The organism is Pedobacter nototheniae, assembly GCF_004335085.1.
GTDB classification, from domain to species: domain Bacteria; phylum Bacteroidota; class Bacteroidia; order Sphingobacteriales; family Sphingobacteriaceae; genus Pedobacter; species Pedobacter nototheniae.
On the sequence record NZ_RQRS01000010.1, the window covers coordinates 122,481 to 139,105 of the forward strand.

At 35.1% G+C, this 16,625-nt stretch carries 15 protein-coding genes; 10 read left to right on the forward strand and 5 right to left on the reverse strand.

From position 1 onward, the window contains the following. Positions 1 to 5: 5 nt before the first annotated feature. Positions 6 to 929: an NAD(P)-dependent oxidoreductase gene (locus tag EHC72_RS10745; RefSeq protein WP_131537694.1), complete on the reverse strand. Its 924-nt coding sequence runs from the start codon at positions 927 to 929 to the stop codon at positions 6 to 8. 243 nt (positions 930 to 1,172) lie between these two features. On the opposite strand from EHC72_RS10745, the gene EHC72_RS10750 reads away from it, so the two are divergent. The 3 genes from EHC72_RS10750 to EHC72_RS10760 all read left to right on the forward strand — a co-directional run bounded on the left by EHC72_RS10750 (position 1,173) and on the right by EHC72_RS10760 (position 5,088). After that, on the forward strand, positions 1,173 to 3,656 hold the full coding sequence (locus EHC72_RS10750) for a TonB-dependent receptor domain-containing protein (RefSeq protein ID WP_131537695.1): 2,484 nt from the start codon (positions 1,173 to 1,175) through the stop codon (positions 3,654 to 3,656). 104 nt (positions 3,657 to 3,760) lie between these two features. Next, a complete protein-coding gene (locus EHC72_RS10755; protein ID WP_131537696.1) occupies positions 3,761 to 4,315 on the forward strand; it encodes an NUDIX domain-containing protein in 555 nt (184 codons plus the stop codon). A gap of 29 nt (positions 4,316 to 4,344) precedes the next feature. Then, positions 4,345 to 5,088 (forward strand): lysophospholipid acyltransferase family protein, encoded by a 744-nt coding sequence (locus EHC72_RS10760; protein WP_131537697.1) that lies wholly within the window; start codon positions 4,345 to 4,347, stop codon positions 5,086 to 5,088. 23 nt (positions 5,089 to 5,111) lie between these two features. Here EHC72_RS10760 and EHC72_RS10765 read toward each other — a convergent pair whose 3' ends face one another. Then, a complete protein-coding gene (locus tag EHC72_RS10765; RefSeq protein ID WP_131537698.1) occupies positions 5,112 to 5,861 on the reverse strand; it encodes a LytR/AlgR family response regulator transcription factor in 750 nt (249 codons plus the stop codon). Between the two features lie 39 nt (positions 5,862 to 5,900). Next, positions 5,901 to 6,932 carry a sensor histidine kinase gene (locus EHC72_RS10770; protein ID WP_165585803.1) on the reverse strand — a complete coding sequence of 344 codons (1,032 nt, stop codon included), beginning with the start codon at positions 6,930 to 6,932 and terminating at the stop codon, positions 5,901 to 5,903. Positions 6,933 to 7,132: 200 nt separating this feature from the next. On the opposite strand from EHC72_RS10770, the gene EHC72_RS22665 reads away from it, so the two are divergent. From EHC72_RS22665 to EHC72_RS10800, 7 genes are all read left to right on the forward strand, one after another. Next, positions 7,133 to 7,306 (forward strand): hypothetical protein, encoded by a 174-nt coding sequence (locus EHC72_RS22665; RefSeq protein ID WP_165585804.1) that lies wholly within the window; start codon positions 7,133 to 7,135, stop codon positions 7,304 to 7,306. A gap of 5 nt (positions 7,307 to 7,311) precedes the next feature. Continuing rightward, positions 7,312 to 8,220 carry an ABC transporter ATP-binding protein gene (locus EHC72_RS10775; protein ID WP_131537699.1) on the forward strand — a complete coding sequence of 303 codons (909 nt, stop codon included), beginning with the start codon at positions 7,312 to 7,314 and terminating at the stop codon, positions 8,218 to 8,220. 2 nt (positions 8,221 to 8,222) lie between these two features. Continuing rightward, entirely contained in the window at positions 8,223 to 9,020 is a 798-nt protein-coding gene (locus EHC72_RS10780) for an ABC transporter permease (RefSeq protein WP_131537700.1), read from the forward strand. Positions 9,021 to 9,185: 165 nt separating this feature from the next. Then, a complete protein-coding gene (locus EHC72_RS10785) occupies positions 9,186 to 10,748 on the forward strand; it encodes a M28 family metallopeptidase (RefSeq protein ID WP_233166925.1) in 1,563 nt (520 codons plus the stop codon). Between the two features lie 140 nt (positions 10,749 to 10,888). Further along, a complete protein-coding gene (locus tag EHC72_RS10790) occupies positions 10,889 to 11,266 on the forward strand; it encodes a BlaI/MecI/CopY family transcriptional regulator (RefSeq protein ID WP_131537701.1) in 378 nt (125 codons plus the stop codon). After that, entirely contained in the window at positions 11,263 to 12,954 is a 1,692-nt protein-coding gene (locus EHC72_RS10795) for a M56 family metallopeptidase (RefSeq protein ID WP_131537702.1), read from the forward strand. The genes EHC72_RS10790 and EHC72_RS10795 overlap by 4 nt, the downstream gene beginning before the upstream one ends. A 48-nt stretch (positions 12,955 to 13,002) precedes the next feature. After that, complete coding sequence (locus EHC72_RS10800) at positions 13,003 to 13,431, forward strand: energy transducer TonB (RefSeq protein WP_131537703.1); 429 nt, start codon at positions 13,003 to 13,005, stop codon at positions 13,429 to 13,431. 352 nt (positions 13,432 to 13,783) lie between these two features. Here EHC72_RS10800 and EHC72_RS10805 read toward each other — a convergent pair whose 3' ends face one another. Beyond that, positions 13,784 to 14,554, reverse strand: a complete 771-nt coding sequence (locus tag EHC72_RS10805; RefSeq protein ID WP_131537704.1) for a succinate dehydrogenase/fumarate reductase iron-sulfur subunit — start codon at positions 14,552 to 14,554, stop codon at positions 13,784 to 13,786. Between the two features lie 86 nt (positions 14,555 to 14,640). After that, positions 14,641 to 16,620 (reverse strand): fumarate reductase/succinate dehydrogenase flavoprotein subunit, encoded by a 1,980-nt coding sequence (locus EHC72_RS10810; RefSeq protein ID WP_131537705.1) that lies wholly within the window; start codon positions 16,618 to 16,620, stop codon positions 14,641 to 14,643. Positions 16,621 to 16,625: the final 5 nt, after the last annotated feature.

Below are 16,625 nucleotides of genomic sequence, written 5' to 3' on the forward strand. Positions count from 1 at the left end.
AATTGTTATATATTTTTCAACTTCTCTGCTAATACCTCAGAAATTTTGCGGTAAGAATCAAATGTCCAGCCACCAACATGAGGGGTTAAAATTACTTTATCATTTGTTTTTAAATCATTATACCAGCTTTGCTCACCAAGCGCTGGAAATTTTTCGGCCTCCAAAACATCTAAGCCTGCGCCTAATATTTTTCCTGATTTAAGGTTATTAAGCACCGCTGTAGTATTCACAATTTCTCCCCTTGCAGTATTAATAAAGAAAATTGGCTTTTTAAAATGAAAGAAATATTCATCGGTAACCATTTGTTTAGTTTCTGTGGTTAACGGAATGTGCAAACTTAAAATATCACTGTGTTTCACAATTTCCTCCATGCTTACCTCACGGGCAAAAGCATCACTAAAACCAGTTTTATATTTATCATAAGCCATTACATCAACTTCAAAGCCTGCCAGTTTTTTAGCAAAGCTTTGCCCCATAAAGCCATAACCAATAATACCTACTTTTTTGCCTTTAAGTTCGTAACCGCGGCTTCCTTCTCTATCCCAAATTCCATTTCGTATTTCAATATCTGCCTTGCGAAAATTATTCATTAAAGATAAAAGCAAACCAATGGCATGCTCACCAACGGCATCACAATTACCTTCAGGCGCATTAATGAGTTGTATATTGCGTTCAAAAGCAATTTTATCATCAATATTATCCAAACCAGCACCAGCACGGGCAACAAACTTTAAATTTGGCGCTGCATTAAAAATTTCGGCGTCAATTCTAAATTTTGTTCTAACAGCTATACCCACGTAATCCTTTATTTTATCTAAAGTTTGTTGTCTGGTAATTAATGGCTCATCATCTACCTGATAGCCCATGGCAATGGCCTGCTCTTTAAAAGCGGGATGCAAATCATCAACAATTAAAATTTTTTCACTCATGATAAGGCAAAAGTAACATTTACAAATAGATCATATTGGCAAAATTGTGTCATTATTCATTCACTTAAACTAGTAGCTATTGAACTGGTTTTTAAGGTGGATATCATTATTTATACCCTTTCTATAAACCCACAAAAATATTACGCTAAAATAGCTGTAATAAAATAGTTACGGCTATTTTTTTAAACTTCCATGCCGTTACTTTGTCTCCCTTTACAAAAACACGCAAATTTTTAATATTTAATGAGAATACTTCAATCAAAAACGACTAAAATATCCCTTTTACTTTTTTTCATATCATTTAGCTTGTTTGCCCAAACTGGTGGAAAAGCAAAAATTACCGGAACATTAAAAGATGCCCAAACGCAGGAAACTATTCCATTTGCTTCGGCAGTACTAATAAACAAAACAACAAAAGCCAACGTAAAAGTTGCTCAAACCGATATTAACGGTGCTTTTGTAATGGCAGATATTCCTGCCGGAACTTTTACTTTTAAAATTAGCTACGTTGGTTATCAAACTATGGTTAGAGATAACGTGGTAATTACAGCTAGCAGCGGTACATTAAATTTTGGCGATATTAAAATGAATGCTTCAAAAGGAAATGTATTAAGCGAGGTTACTGTTACAGCGCAAAAGGCACCAATGCAAATGGGGATCGATAAAAAGGTATTTTCTGTAGACCAGAGTTTGGTAAGTGAGGGTGGTTCTGCAGGAGATTTATTGCAAAACGTTCCTTCAGTTTCTACAGATATTGATGGAAATGTAAGCTTAAGAGGATCAACCGGCGTAAAAGTTTTAATTGATGGTAAACCATCATTAATTGCAGGCGGTAATGTGGCTCAAATTCTTCAATCTATCCCTGCAAGCTCAATAGAAAGTGTTGAGGTAATTACCAATCCATCTGCTAAATACGATGCAGAAGGTCAGTCTGGCATCATCAACATTGTGTTAAAGAAAAATACGAAGCTTGGTTTTAATGGCTCCGCTGCTGTAACGGCTGGTAACCGCGATAATTACAACGCAAATACTAACTTAAGTTTCCAAAATAGTAAGGTAAATCTTTATGGAAATTATAGTTATCGTTATGGCAATCGTATTGGTGGCGGCTATCAGGATATTTTTTACAAACAACCCACTAATACCACTGTATTTGCAAATCAAAATACAACCTCTTCTTCTTTAGACAAAGGACACAATGCTAAGGCTGGTTTGGATTATTATTTAACTCAGAAAAGTGTAATCAGTTTATCTGGTAGTTATAACTCCCGTGAGAATGATCGCGACGAGCTTACAGACATTCAGCAATTATCGTCATCAAGAAACACTGTTTTAAACAGCTACACTACCAATAAAAATAATGGCAGTGGAAATAGCTACGATTTAAATCTTGATTTTAATCAGAAGTTTAAAAAACCGAAAGAGGAACTAACCTTTAATTTTGGTTATTCACATGGTGATAATGATAACTTTCAAACCTACAACAGCAACGTAACAAATTTAAATGGTACGCCTGTAGATTTACGTCAGAGTTTACAACGTACAACCAATAATGGAAATAACACCAACTACAATATCCAACTTGATTATAGTTTACCTGTTGGAAAAGCAGGCAAGGTGGAAGCTGGATATCGCAGTCAAATTCGTTTAAGCGACAATAATCAATATGCCGATTCAGTTTTAACAACAGGTGTTTACGATCCAAATAATAAATTGATTAATGATTTTAGCAGCAAAGATCAGGTGCATGCGCTGTACTTAAATTATCAAAATCAAATTAAGGATTTTGGTTATCAAGTTGGTTTAAGAGCTGAAGATGCTCAATTAAATACGCATTTGAATGGCTTTACGGGTAATATTTTAACCGGTTCTGATGGTAAAATTGAATATAAAAGATTATATCCAAGTGTATTTTTAACGCAAAAATTAAAAGGAGATCAGCAAGTACAATTGAGTTATACACGTCGTGTAAATCGTCCACGCCCTTGGGATACAAACCCATTTTTAGATGTTTCTGACCGTTTAAATTACAGAGCTGGTAATCCGAATTTATTACCTGAAGATGTACATTCATTTGAATTAGGTTACAGTAAATATTGGAAAAAGGTAACCTTAACATCAAGCTTATATTTCCGCCAAACAAATGATGTTATTCAAAGGGTAAGAAGCATTCCTGTTAATGGCATTATTACTACAACACCGCAAAACTTAAGTCACCAAATTAATAGCGGTTTAGAATTAATAGGTCGTTTCGATTTAATTAAAACCTTAAACTTTACCACAAACGTTAACTTATACCAAAGTAAGTTTGCAGGTGATGATAGATACAATATCCCTAGTAATAGTGGTTTTAGCTGGAATGCAAACGTAACAGGAAACCTAACGGTTGTTAAAAATGTATCGTTACAAATGCGTGGCGATTACAGAGCGGCAGAAGTTATGGCTCAAGGTAAACGTAATGCAATGTATGGCATTGATGGTGGCGCTAAATACGATTTCCCTAATAAAAAGGCTTCGCTTAGCTTTAATGTGAGAGATATTTTTAATACTCGTAAATGGAGCATGACAACCGATGACAATTACACAAATGTTGATTTTGCCCGCCGCATGCAAGGCACAATGGGAAACTTGACTTTCTCTTACCGTTTCGGAAAAAGTACTTTCAACTTTAAGAAAACCAAGAAAGACGATCAGCAGGAAAACCGACCTGATGAAGGTTCATTCTAAAATTATCTAAAAAAATAAAAGCCACTTAAGTGGCTTTTATTTTTTTAGATGAAAGTTATACCAGTTGGCTAAATAAGCTAAGTTCATATTTTATATATTGCGGTATGGAAGAAACAAATCCTTGGCAAACTTTATCAAGCGAGACTAAATACGACAATAATTGGATAAAACTGACCGAACATCAGGTTATAAATCCTTCAGGTGGCAACGGCATTTACGGTGAGGTGCACTTTAAAAACTACGCAATTGGTATTTTACCACTTGATGAAAATTATAATACCTTGCTGGTTGGCCAGTTTCGCTATCCTTTAAAAGCTTACAGTTGGGAAATTCCTGAAGGTGGCGGACCATTAAATGAAGAACCATTAGAAAGTGCCCGTAGAGAGCTATTGGAAGAAACAGGGCTAAGTGCTAAAAATTGGAAGGAAATTCAACGTATGCACCTTTCAAACTCAGTAAGCGATGAATTGTCTATTTTATATATCGCTACGGATTTGATTGAGGGTATTGCTATGCCCGAAGAAACAGAACAACTTATAGTTAAGAAAATTCCTTTTGAGGAGGCTTATCAAATGGTTATAAAAGGAGAAATTACAGATTCGATGAGTGTTGCCTCCATTTTAAAAGCTAAGCTGATGATTTTAAACGGTGAGTTGTAATTCTTACATTTGCCAAATTTCACTACAAAATGAGCAAGTTCTTCGGATATATTTTAAGCCCAATATTTTATTTCTTTTTTGGATTAACCCTTTGCATTTTCCATCCAATACAATGGGTGTGCTATAAATTTTTTGGTTATAAAGCACATAAGATTTCTGTTGATGCACTTAACTTTTTCCTTACTTACTGTCAAATATTTCTTTTTAACTCTATTAGTTTTAAGAATGAGCATGACTTACCCTCCGATAGGCCAATTATTTTTGCCGCCAATCATCAAAGCATGTATGATATACCTTCTTTAATTTGGTTTTTACGTAAGCACCATGCAAAATTCATTTCTAAAATAGAATTAACTAAAGGCATTCCTTCCATTTCTATAAACCTAAGGGTTGGCGGTGGTGCAAACATTAACCGTAAGGATAATAAACAAGCCATTTCTGAAATTATTAAACTTGGCCGCAGAATGAAAGAAAACAATTGGAGTGCAGTTATCTTTCCAGAAGGAACAAGAGCGAAAGATGGTCAATTAAAAACTTTCCAGTTTGGTGGTGTAGCAACCTTATTAAAAGCGGCGCCCAATGCACTTGTGGTACCTGTAGCCATTGAAAATTCTTGGAAAATTGTTCGTTTTGGTCTATTTCCTTTAACGACTGGGCATGCGCTAAGATGGACTGTTTTAAAACCTATTGAGCCTGCAGATAAGCCAGCAAATGAAATTACACTGGAAATTGAAACTGAAATAAGAAAAGTTTTAAATCAGCCATTAAGCTAATTCTTTATTTCTTCTTCAAAATCTTAGATATTTTTGTTACCAATTACTTTAAAAAATTCATCACGGTAAGTATCGCCTACCGGAATAATTTTATTGTTAATGGTAATACGGCTTCTTTCTATACTTTCTATTTTATCAACCGCTACAATATAAGATTTGTGCACACGGATAAATTGGCTTTGAGGTAAAGCCTCTTCCATCTTTTTCATACTTTGAAGCGTAATAATACGCTCATCCTTAGTAAAAATAGAAATGTAATCTTTTAACCCTTCAATGTATAAAATATCGTGAAGGTATATTTTTTGTATTTTATGCTCTGTTTTAACAAAGATGAAATCCTGAACTGGGTTTGCCTGACTAGAAAATGGAGCAGGTGTAACAATGGGTTGAGCTACGCTTGCAGGTGCCTCAACGGGCTTAAATTGATTGTGTACTTTTTCTACTGCTTTATAAAAACGATCAAAAGCAATAGGTTTTAATAAGTAATCTGATACATTAAGGTCATAACTTTCAAGCGCATATTCAGGATAAGCTGTAGTTAAAATATAATGGCATTTATTACCTGCAATTTTCAAAAACTGTATACCCGTTAATTCAGGCATTTGTATATCCAAAAAAACTAAATCAACACCACCAGCTTGCACAATTTGTAAAGCTTCAATAGGATTTTCGCATCTCTTAACCATTGTTAAAAATGGCACTTTAGAAATATAATCTTCTAAAATATCAAGCGCTAAAGGCTCATCATCAACAACAATACAGTTTAAGTTCATTTAAAGAGGTTTTTAGTAGTTAGTTTATAATGAATAATATTAAATATCAATCATTAGTTCGCAATTGTAATGCGTAGCCGAATTTACAACATTTAATTTATATCTATCTGGATATATCAATTGCAACCTTCTTTCTACATTAGTTAAACCAACGCCGCCTTGTGCATCTTTATTTTGCTGGTTCTTTTTATTAATAACGCTAAAGTGCAAAATCTTTTGGTTGGCAATAATATTAATCTTAATGGGTTCTTCCGGATCATTAACCACACCATGCTTAAATGCATTTTCTACAAAAGAGATTAGCATTAGAGGTACAATCTTCTGATCGTCTATCTCCCCATTAAGATTCATTTCTACATATGCCCCATCCTTAAACCTTATTTTTTGCAGTTCGATATAACTTTTTAAATAATCAACTTCCTTGCTTAAAGAAACCGTGGGCGTATTACTTTCATAAATCATATAACGCATAATTTCTGAAAGCTTCATAATTGCATCTGCCGTCTTATCCGATTTCTGGTAAGCCAAAGAATAAATATTATTAAGTGAATTGAATAAAAAGTGTGGATTAAGCTGCGATTTTAGAAACTGTAATTCCATTTCACGACCTTCAGATTCAAGATTACGCTTTATCCTTTCGCTGTTAAACCAATCTATAGTAAATTTGATAATACAACTGGAAACTAAAAAGAATCCACTTATAAAAACTTGTATAATGTAATATAATGTTACGGTAAGATTGGGTTTTTTCTCAACTTTTGAATGATTGAAAATCTCATTATGCATTAATACCGTTAATGTTGTTTTAAGTAATGGAACAACGGCAAGCAAAGCAATAAATGCCAGTATGTAAATTAAATAACGCCTTCTTTTACCTATTAGCTGAGGGATGAGAATAATGTAATTTATATAAAATAAAGAGATATTGATTATTCCAAGTACTACTGTGCCATAAAAAAAATCCTTAAGATCAAATTTTTCTTTACTAAAAATAACACTTACAACAATTAGCACTAGCATTAACCCCCAAAATATGCCATGGAGTACAAGTGCGCCTTTACTTTTTTTCATGCTTCCAAAATAACTAAACTTTCAAAATAAAGACAAAACAATCTACCAACGGGCATTTTTTTTCTACGAACGGTCAATCTGGCGAATTTTATCGACAAACGCCAAAAAAGCCTGTTTATCTATAATCATTAACACTTGGTATAATAGATTTTAGCAGCTTAATTTTCTTGCCTTTCTTTGAATCATCAAAACGAAACAACATGAAAAAATTAACTAATACCTCGCCATTCTTACTTTTATTATTGCCAGTATTTATGATGATTGTTTTAACATTAACAATCAACACAAATCAAAATAATGATGGAGAAATCGTTGTTAAGCCAGCTAAAACTTCAGGCTCGATTGTGAAACAAGCAACTGCAATTTTCAAATAGAACTGATGAGTAATTACGCGATCGAAACTGTTGGTTTAAACTTTAACTTTGATAACCAACCAATTATTAAGGATTTATCCTTACAGGTACCAAAAGGAAGTATTTATGGTTTCTTAGGTCCAAATGGAGCGGGTAAAACCACTACCATTAAAATATTATTAAACCTGCTGAAATCACCCGCCGATCAGGTTTTTATTTTCGGTAAGGAAATTAACAGAAATCGTACAGCTATATTAAAACGAGTTGGTGCGCTTGTAGAGCAACCTGCTATATATGCACATTTAACAGGCAGGGAAAATTTAAATAACCGTTGTCTTTTATTAGGCATCAAAAAAAGCAAAACAGATGAAATGCTTGCTTTAGTTGGCTTAACAGAAGCAGCTAACAAAGCCGCATCTAAATATTCTTTAGGGATGAAACAGCGTTTAGGTATTGCGCTGGCATTGGTTGCTGATCCTGAACTTTTACTTTTAGATGAACCTACAAACGGTCTTGATCCAAACGGTATTATTGAAGTTAGAAACTTAATGATAGATCTAACAACCAACCACAATAAAACCATATTAGTTTCTAGTCATTTACTAGCAGAAATAGAGCGTACAGCAACATATGTTGGCATTATAAACAAAGGCTCCCTTGTTTTTCAGGGTACCATTAATGAACTACACCAACTAAGTAAACCAATGTTAGAAGTTGAAGTAGATCAAATAGAGAATGCATCTAATTTTCTTAAAAAATCTGGCTATAACGTTGTGGAACAAACCGAAAAAAGAATTTCCATTCCATTTACAAACGCAAAAGATAGTGGTCAAATAAATACGCTGTTAATTCAAAACGGCTTTACTGTAAGCAGTCTTTATCAGGAAAGAAAAGATCTCGAAAATTTATTCTTAGACATTACTAAAAACAAATAATTATGCGCTCACTATACATATCTCTTGCTTCCGAATTTTACAAATCGCGAAAAACGCTGGCTTTTTGGGCAGCTATAATTTTACCTGTTGTTATTTGTGGCTTAATTACCTTTGGCTTTTATAGTGGTTCTGATAAAATATTAGGCCTGCATTACCCTCCAATGATATTATGGCTTCGTTATATTGGTGCTGCTCTAGGTGTAATGGGCGTATTAATTCTGCCGTTCTATGTAATTTTTATGGCTTTCTCTGTTAACAATATTGAACATAAAAACGATACCTGGAAAACGCTATTCGCTCAGCCTTTAAATAAATTTTCCATCTATGCAGCAAAATATCTTTTTGCCGTAATTCTGATCTTCATCTGTCTATCATTATTCGGCCTTTTAACTTATGCCTTCGGACAATTACTGCAAGTTTTAGTACCAAAATATAATTTCAATGGTTATGATCCATCAGGATTATTGACTAAATTTTATCTTAAACTTTTTCTTTCTTCTCTAGGGATATTATCTTTCCAGTTTATATTGAGTTTAATTTGGTCAGATTTCTTAAAGCCAATGGGTATCGGTTTTGTAGGAATAATTATGGGGATAATAACAGCAAATGTAGGTTGGAAATATGCTTTTTTAATTCCATACAGCCTCCCAACCTTAGTTTTAAATAGCAGTTCGGCAAAAGTAGTAAAGAACCCTGCTGATGTTTTAATTTTTACCCAAGAAATTTGGACAAGTTTAATCTTTGCTGTTGTGTTGTTCATTCTCGGTTATTTTATCGTATCCAAAAAAAGTATAAAATAAAATCGCTAATCACTATAAATTACATCCGCTATATTAATTTGTAGCGGATTTTTTTATTTAATTCCCTGCAAATGCAACCTGGTAACGATGTAAAAATATTACGATAAATAGCCATTAAACAGCATAAAGCGTACTTTTATTCATAATCAACTAACTAATTTAAATATGATTAAAAGATTTACAACAACCGCATTGGCCTTAGGCTTTTGCATTTCTGTTTTTGCACAAGATACTCCAGATGCAGCTATTGTTCAAAAAATTAGAAAAGAGGGCTTAGAAAATTCAAAAGCAATGGATATTGCCTTTAACTTAACTGATGTTAATGGCCCACGTTTATCAAACTCTCCAGGTTTAAAAAAAGCTCAAGAATGGGCTGTAAAACAATTAACCGAATGGGGCTTAAAAAATGTTCATTTAGAAGAATGGGGTACTTTTGGTAAAGGCTGGCAAATTGATAAATATTATGCCGCAACCACCTTGCCATATTACCATGCAATTATTGCATCACCTAAAGCATGGACTCCAGGAACCAACGGTCCAATTAAATCAGAAGTTGTTTTAATTAAAGCCGATAGCGTTGCTGATTTAGCCAAATACAAAGGAAAACTTGCAGGCAAAATTGTAATGTTAGATCAGGGAAACCCTCTTCCAAGTGGCACCAAACCTGATTTTGTACGTTATGCAGATACAACTTTAGCTAAAATGGCTGATGCAAAGCCACAAGCGGCCGGAGATCGCCAACGTTTTGGAAACGGCAATAATATGATGGCTCAAATGATGAAACTTCGTGAAGTTAGAGCCGCTATATCTGCCATGCTTCTTGAAGAAAAAGTAGGCTTAATTTTAACTTATGCCCGTGGCGGACAAGGAACTTTTTTTACAAGCAACGGTGCTTCCTATGCCTTAGATGCAAAACCAGTTTCTCCTGAATTGGAAGTTTCTGCTGAAGATTATTTACACATGTTGCGCTTGCTGCGTGGTGGTAAAGCGGTAGAAGTTGAAGCAGATGTTAAAACCTCTTTTTACGATCAGGACCCAAAAGGTTATAACGTAATTGCTGAGATACCTGGAACAGATAAAAAATTAAAAGACGAAGTAGTTATTATCGGCGGTCACTTTGATTCATGGCACGCTGCCACAGGTGCTACAGATAATGCAGCAGGCTCTACAGTAATGATGGAGGCTATGCGCATTTTAAAAGCTATTGATTTTAAACCAAAACGTACTATTCGTATTGCACTTTGGAGCTCGGAAGAGCAAGGTTTATTTGGCTCAAGAAACTATGTACTTAAACATTATGGAGATCCAAAAACTATGGTTTTAACACCAGATCAAAAAAAGGTATCTGCTTATTATAACCTCGATAATGGAACAGGAAAAATCCGTGGAATTTATTTGCAAGGCAACGTTGCAGCTGGCCCGATCTTTAAAAGCTGGTTAACACCATTTAATGATTTAGGCGCTAACACTGTAACAGTAAGCAATACTGGCGGTACAGATCATCAAGCTTTTGATGCTGTTGGAATCCCAGGTTTTCAGTTTATTCAAGACCCGATGGATTACAACACCAGAACGCACCACAGCAACCAGGATACTTACGATAGATTGGTTGAAGATGATTTAAAACAAGCGGCAACAATTATTGCCTCATTCGTTTACAACACTTCACAGCGTGATGCACAGATTCCAAGAAAAGATTTGCCTACGCCTCAACCTGCAAGACAATAATTTCTTTTATTTAAATACATATAAAAGTCTGCCCAGTATTTAGGCAGACTTTTTTTTTGCAATAACGCTTGGAAAACTAAGCAATTAGTTTTAAATTTAATCAGGGTAATACTATTCCCTATCCTTATTATAAAATTATTATGGAAATTAAAGATTTAACCAAAGCCGAAGAGCAGATTATGCAGGTATTGTGGCAGTTAGAAAAGGCATTTGTTAAGGATGTGATTGATGAATTGCCTATCCCAAAACCAGCTTACAACACTGTTTCAACAATTATCAGAATCCTCGAAACCAAAGGTTTTATAGGGCACGAAGCATTTGGAAAAGCACATCAATATCATCCGTTAATTAGCAAAGAAGAATATAAGCGGCATGCAACTGAAAAACTATTGGGAAATTATTTTGAAAACTCCGTAGAAAGCATGTTCTCATTCTTTGTTAAAGAAGAAAAATTGGATTTAAGTGATGTGGATGAAATTTTAAAAATGATTAATAATATTAAACATAAGCCAAGATGAGTTTTGCCCACTACCTGCTTCAGGTAAACTTATACTTAATTGTTTTTTACGGTTGCTACAAATTACTTTTAGATAAGGAAACCTACTTTACGTTAAATCGTATTTATCTTGTTGCTGCTGGCGTGTTATCGCTTTGCATACCTTTTATACGTTTGGAGTGGCTTACGGAGCAAAAAGCAGCACAATCTGTTTATGCATCAGTAAATTGGGAAAACGTTTTGCAACAGGCCACAATAGTAACCGAAAATAGAACTGGTTTTAACTGGGGAAGCATGCTGGTTTATATTTATTGTGGTGGTATTGTGTTTTTCCTGTGCCGGTTGGTGTATAATTTATTTGCGGTTAAAAAGCTAATCCAAACGGCCAAAGCAGGTTCAGCATTTTCTTTTTTTAGCCAAAAAGTTATTGATACCGAACTTCCTGAGGTTGATATTATCGATATTCATGAGGAAGCACACATTAAACAATGGCATACGATAGATATTCTTTTCTTTGAAATTATCGGCATTATAACCTGGCTTAACCCCGTTATTTATCTTTATAAAAACGCAATTAAAAATATTCATGAGTTTTTAGCAGATGAGCAGGCGGCAGAATTTCAGGGCGATAAAGCAGAATATGCCATGCTTATCCTTTCCAAATCTTTTGGCATATCCCCCAATACCCTTACAAATGGCTTCTTTGATAAATCGTTGATTAAAAAACGAATTTATATGCTTCATAAAGAGCCTTCAAAAAAGACAGCTATTTTAAAGTACGGTATTTTTATACCGCTCTTCGCAATTTTCATCGTATTTTCTTCTGCAACTGTTCGTAAAAATGAAAAATTAATCTCTTTTGCTGAACAAATCCCACTGGAAAAATCTATAGAAGAAGTTCAGGATATTGTAAATGAACCATTAAATAAAAACACTAAAACTACGACAGAAATTCCTGCAGAAATAGTTAAGGAAGATCAGCTTACACAGGAAACTAATTTAGATAAACAGGAAAATACAGCAACGGAATCTAATGAGTTGCTAGAGCCTGCAACCATTGAAGTTCCTAAAGAAAAGGATGATAAAGTTTTTGATTTTTTATCGATCGAAAAAGCACCCAGTTTTCCTGGCGGAATGAACAAATTTTACGAATATTTATCTAAAACCGTTAAATATCCTAAAGCAGCTATTGAAAATAACATCCAGGGAAAGGTATTTTTAAGTTTTATTGTAGAAGCTGATGGTAGTTTGAGCGATGTAACCATTACACGCGGTTTGGGTAGTGGCACGGATGAAGAAGCATTACGCGTAATTAAGGAAAGTCCGAAATGGTATCCCGGTATTGCCTCAGGAAAAGCCGTAAGGGTGAAATTTAATATAAATGTGAATTTCACGCTAAGTGATGCAGATACTAAAGTATTTAAACCTGAGCCTCCATTTAGATCACAAAATTTGCTCTATAAATTTAACAATACCGATCAGGTAAAAATTGGTACTGCAGATTTTAAAGGCATTGTTATTATAGACGGCGTTATACAATCAGATAAAACAGTATTAAACACCATTAATGTACAAAATATAGCCTCCATTTCGGTTCTTAAAGATCAATCAGCAACTAGTATTTATGGATCTAGAGGTGAAAATGGCGCAATTGTTATAACAAACAAACCAACTACGTTGAATTTGGTAAAGAGAGCTGAGGTGAAGTAGATAACTACCAGAGAACAAAATCACACTAAAAAAAATCTAAATAAAACGATGAGAAAGCTAGCAATTTTAGCCTTATTAGGGATTGTAATCTCTTTTACCGCTGCCACCGCACAAGTTAAAGGCAAAGGCAAAAAAGTTTACGATTTTACCTCTGTAGAGAAACAACCTTCCTACCCAGGCGGAATCGCAAAGTTTTACGAATATCTGGGTAAAAGCATTAAATATCCTGAAGTTGCTAAAAAGAATAAAACTGAAGGCAAGGTGTTTCTTTCCTTCATTGTTGAAGAAGATGGTTCCTTATCTGGTATTGAGGTATTAAAGGGGCTCTCCAAAGAAACAGATGCAGAAGCAGTCCGGGTTTTTAAAGCTGCTCCTAAATGGAATCCTGCATTAGTTAAAGGGAAACCAGTACGTGTAAAATACAATATCAACATTAATTTTGCTGACCCTACTGGAAAGCAAATACAAAAAACTTAAACTATAAACATCAATTTAGATTTAGCTAATGCTGAATCATTTTAAATAAATCTTAAAGCACAAAACCCCAGCTAAAATAGCCGGGGTTTTATGTTCTCTCTCCTGTCTCGGAACACTAAATCTATTAAAATTTTAAATTATAACCAAATTTTGCCAAATAAAATTTCCGATAGATATAGGTTTAATATGCTTACATAGAATTATTCGATTCAAAACGAATTATAATTTGCCACAAATCACTTATTACCCTACAAAACAGATGTTTATATATTTTGAATATTTAGACATCTAAATTGTACAAAAAAACCCAAACTACTTTCGCGATTTGGGTTTACAATTGAAGGCAATATTTTTAAACTTCCTCTTCTGAAATAAACTTTGCTGTTGCAAAATCACGGTTCATTCGAGCGATATTTTCTAATGAAATTCCTTTAGGACATTCGGCTTCGCAAGCTCCAGTATTGGTACAGTTACCAAAACCTTCTGCATCCATTTGAGCAACCATGCTTTGTACACGGCGATAGCGTTCTGGCTGACCTTGCGGCAATAAAGCCAATTGAGAAATTTTTGCAGAAACAAATAGCATTGCTGATGCATTTTTACAAGTTGCAACACACGCACCACAACCAATACAAGCAGCAGCTTCAAAAGCAGCATCAGCCTGTTTTTTAGGGATTGGCAAGTTGTTTGCATCTTGAGCATTACCTGTGTTTACAGAAATAAAACCACCAGCTGCAATAACTCTATCAAATGCTGAACGATCTACGGTTAAATCTTTAACTACCGGAAATGCTGCTGCTCTCCAAGGTTCAACCGTAATGGTATCGCCATCCTTGAAAGAACGCATGTGCAACTGGCAGGTTGTTACTAAATCTTTTGGCCCGTGTGGACGACCGTTGATAAACATAGAACACATACCGCAAATTCCTTCACGACAATCGTGATCGAAAACGATAGGTTCTTCGCCTTTATTAATTAATTGCTCGTTTAACACATCGAACATTTCTAAAAAAGACATGTCAGGTGAAATATCGGCAAGTTTATAATCTACCAAAGCACCTTTGGTATTGTTATTTTTTTGACGCCAAACTTTTAGCGTTAAGTTCATATTTCCTGTACTCATGATATTGAGATTTAAGTATCAAGTAGCGAGAACCAAGTATCAAGATTTTAACTCAAGTCTTGATACTTGATACCTACGTCTTGCTACTATTTATAACTTCTTTGTGCTACTTTAATATTTTCAAACTTCAACTCTTCTTTATGAAGTTCGAAGTTTACACCTTCTTTAAATTCCCAAGCTGCAACGTATGCATAATTTTCATCATCACGTAAAGCTTCGCCTTCTTCTGTTTGATATTCTTCACGGAAGTGACCGCCACAACTTTCGTTACGGTTTAAGGCATCAATACACATTAATTCGCCAAGTTCGATGAAATCGGCTACACGGCCAGCTTTTTCAAGCTCAGTATTTAACTCATCAGCTGTTCCAGGTACACGAACATCTTTCCAAAATTCTTCGCGTAAAGCTCTGATTTCTAAAATCGCTTCGTTTAATCCTTTCTCATTACGGGCCATTCCACATTTCTCCCACATAATTAAACCTAATCTTTTGTGGAAATGATCTACTGATTTTGTTCCTTTAATGTTGATCAGCTTATTTAAAATACCTTTTGCTCTCTCTTCAGCCTCAACAAACGCAGGGTGATCTGTAGGAATTGCCTTTACAGAAATTTCTTTAGAAAGATAAGCACCAATTGTGTATGGTAGTACAAAATAACCATCAGCTAAACCTTGCATCAAAGCAGAAGCACCTAAACGGTTGGCGCCGTGATCTGAAAAGTTAGCCTCACCTGTGCAATATAAGCCTTGTACGCTAGTCATTAAGTTATAATCAACCCAAAGACCACCCATAGTATAATGAACCGCAGGATAAATACGCATTGGAGTTTCGTAAGGGTTTTCTCCGGTAATCTGTGCATACATATCAAACAGGTTACCATATTTTTCCTTAATAACCTCAGTACCTAAGCGCATGCAAGTTTCTTTATCAGGATTATGATTACCTGCTTTAGAAGCTTCAATTTTACCGTAACGCTCTGTATTCGCTTTAAAATCTAAATAAACCGCTAGTTTTGAAGCACCTACACCATAACCTGCATCGCAACGTTCTTTAGCCGCTCTCGAAGCCACATCACGAGGTACTAGGTTACCAAAAGCAGGGTAACGGCGCTCTAAATAATAATCTCTTTCATCTTCAGGAATTTCTGAAGCCTTACGAGGATCATCTTTTTGTTTTGGAACCCAGATACGTCCATCATTACGTAACGACTCAGACATTAGGGTTAATTTTGATTGATGATCTCCAGAAACGGGGATACATGTAGGGTGAATTTGAGTGTAGCAAGGATTTGCAAAATAAGCACCTTGTTTGTGTGCTTTCCATGCTGCCGTTACATTACTTCCCATTGCATTGGTAGAAAGATAGAATACGTTACCGTAACCACCTGTTCCTAATACTACCGCATGACCGAAGTGACGTTCAATTTCTCCTGTAATTAAGTTACGGGCAATAATACCACGGGCTTTACCATCGATTTTAACAACCTCAAGCATTTCATGGCGGGTATACATTTCTACTTTACCCATACCAATTTGGCGTTCTAAAGCAGAATATGCACCTAATAATAATTGCTGACCAGTTTGACCTGCTGCGTAAAAAGTACGCTGAACCTGAGTACCACCGAATGAACGGTTATCTAACAAGCCACCATATTCACGAGCTAAAGGCACCCCTTGCGCCACGCACTGATCTATAATGTTAGCACTTACCTCAGCTAAGCGATGCACATTGGCTTCGCGGGCACGGTAATCGCCACCTTTAATTGTATCGTAAAATAAGCGATAAGTGCTATCGCCATCATTTTGATAGTTTTTTGCTGCATTGATACCACCTTGAGCTGCAATGGAGTGTGCTCTACGAGGTGAATCCTGAAAACAAAAACATTTAACTTTATAACCCATTTCGGCTAAGGTTGCTGCTGCCGAAGCACCTGCTAAACCAGAACCTACAATAATAACTTCTATACTTCTTTTGTTCGATGGATTAACCAAAGGCACAGAAGACTTAAATTTAGTCCACTTTGAGGTTAATTCCCCTTCAGGTATATTTGAATTCAAATCTGACATATTCT

What these genes read in the sequence shown, in the direction of transcription:
- EHC72_RS10760 (WP_131537697.1), top strand. Translation starts at nt 4,345, where the DNA reads ATGAGCAAGTTCTTCGGATATATTTTAAGCCCAATATTTTATTTCTTT.
- EHC72_RS10790 (WP_131537701.1), top strand. Translation starts at nt 10,889, where the DNA reads ATGGAAATTAAAGATTTAACCAAAGCCGAAGAGCAGATTATGCAGGTA.
- EHC72_RS10805 (WP_131537704.1), bottom strand. Translation starts at nt 14,554, where the DNA reads ATGAGTACAGGAAATATGAACTTAACGCTAAAAGTTTGGCGTCAAAAA.
- EHC72_RS10745 (WP_131537694.1), bottom strand. Translation starts at nt 929, where the DNA reads ATGAGTGAAAAAATTTTAATTGTTGATGATTTGCATCCCGCTTTTAAA.
- EHC72_RS10750 (WP_131537695.1), top strand. Translation starts at nt 1,173, where the DNA reads ATGAGAATACTTCAATCAAAAACGACTAAAATATCCCTTTTACTTTTT.
- EHC72_RS10770 (WP_165585803.1), bottom strand. Translation starts at nt 6,932, where the DNA reads ATGAAAAAAAGTAAAGGCGCACTTGTACTCCATGGCATATTTTGGGGG.
- EHC72_RS10810 (WP_131537705.1), bottom strand. Translation starts at nt 16,620, where the DNA reads ATGTCAGATTTGAATTCAAATATACCTGAAGGGGAATTAACCTCAAAG.
- EHC72_RS10780 (WP_131537700.1), top strand. Translation starts at nt 8,223, where the DNA reads ATGCGCTCACTATACATATCTCTTGCTTCCGAATTTTACAAATCGCGA.
- EHC72_RS10785 (WP_233166925.1), top strand. Translation starts at nt 9,186, where the DNA reads ATGATTAAAAGATTTACAACAACCGCATTGGCCTTAGGCTTTTGCATT.
- EHC72_RS10775 (WP_131537699.1), top strand. Translation starts at nt 7,312, where the DNA reads ATGAGTAATTACGCGATCGAAACTGTTGGTTTAAACTTTAACTTTGAT.
- EHC72_RS10795 (WP_131537702.1), top strand. Translation starts at nt 11,263, where the DNA reads ATGAGTTTTGCCCACTACCTGCTTCAGGTAAACTTATACTTAATTGTT.
- EHC72_RS10755 (WP_131537696.1), top strand. Translation starts at nt 3,761, where the DNA reads ATGGAAGAAACAAATCCTTGGCAAACTTTATCAAGCGAGACTAAATAC.
- EHC72_RS10765 (WP_131537698.1), bottom strand. Translation starts at nt 5,861, where the DNA reads ATGAACTTAAACTGTATTGTTGTTGATGATGAGCCTTTAGCGCTTGAT.
- EHC72_RS10800 (WP_131537703.1), top strand. Translation starts at nt 13,003, where the DNA reads ATGAGAAAGCTAGCAATTTTAGCCTTATTAGGGATTGTAATCTCTTTT.
- EHC72_RS22665 (WP_165585804.1), top strand. Translation starts at nt 7,133, where the DNA reads ATGAAAAAATTAACTAATACCTCGCCATTCTTACTTTTATTATTGCCA.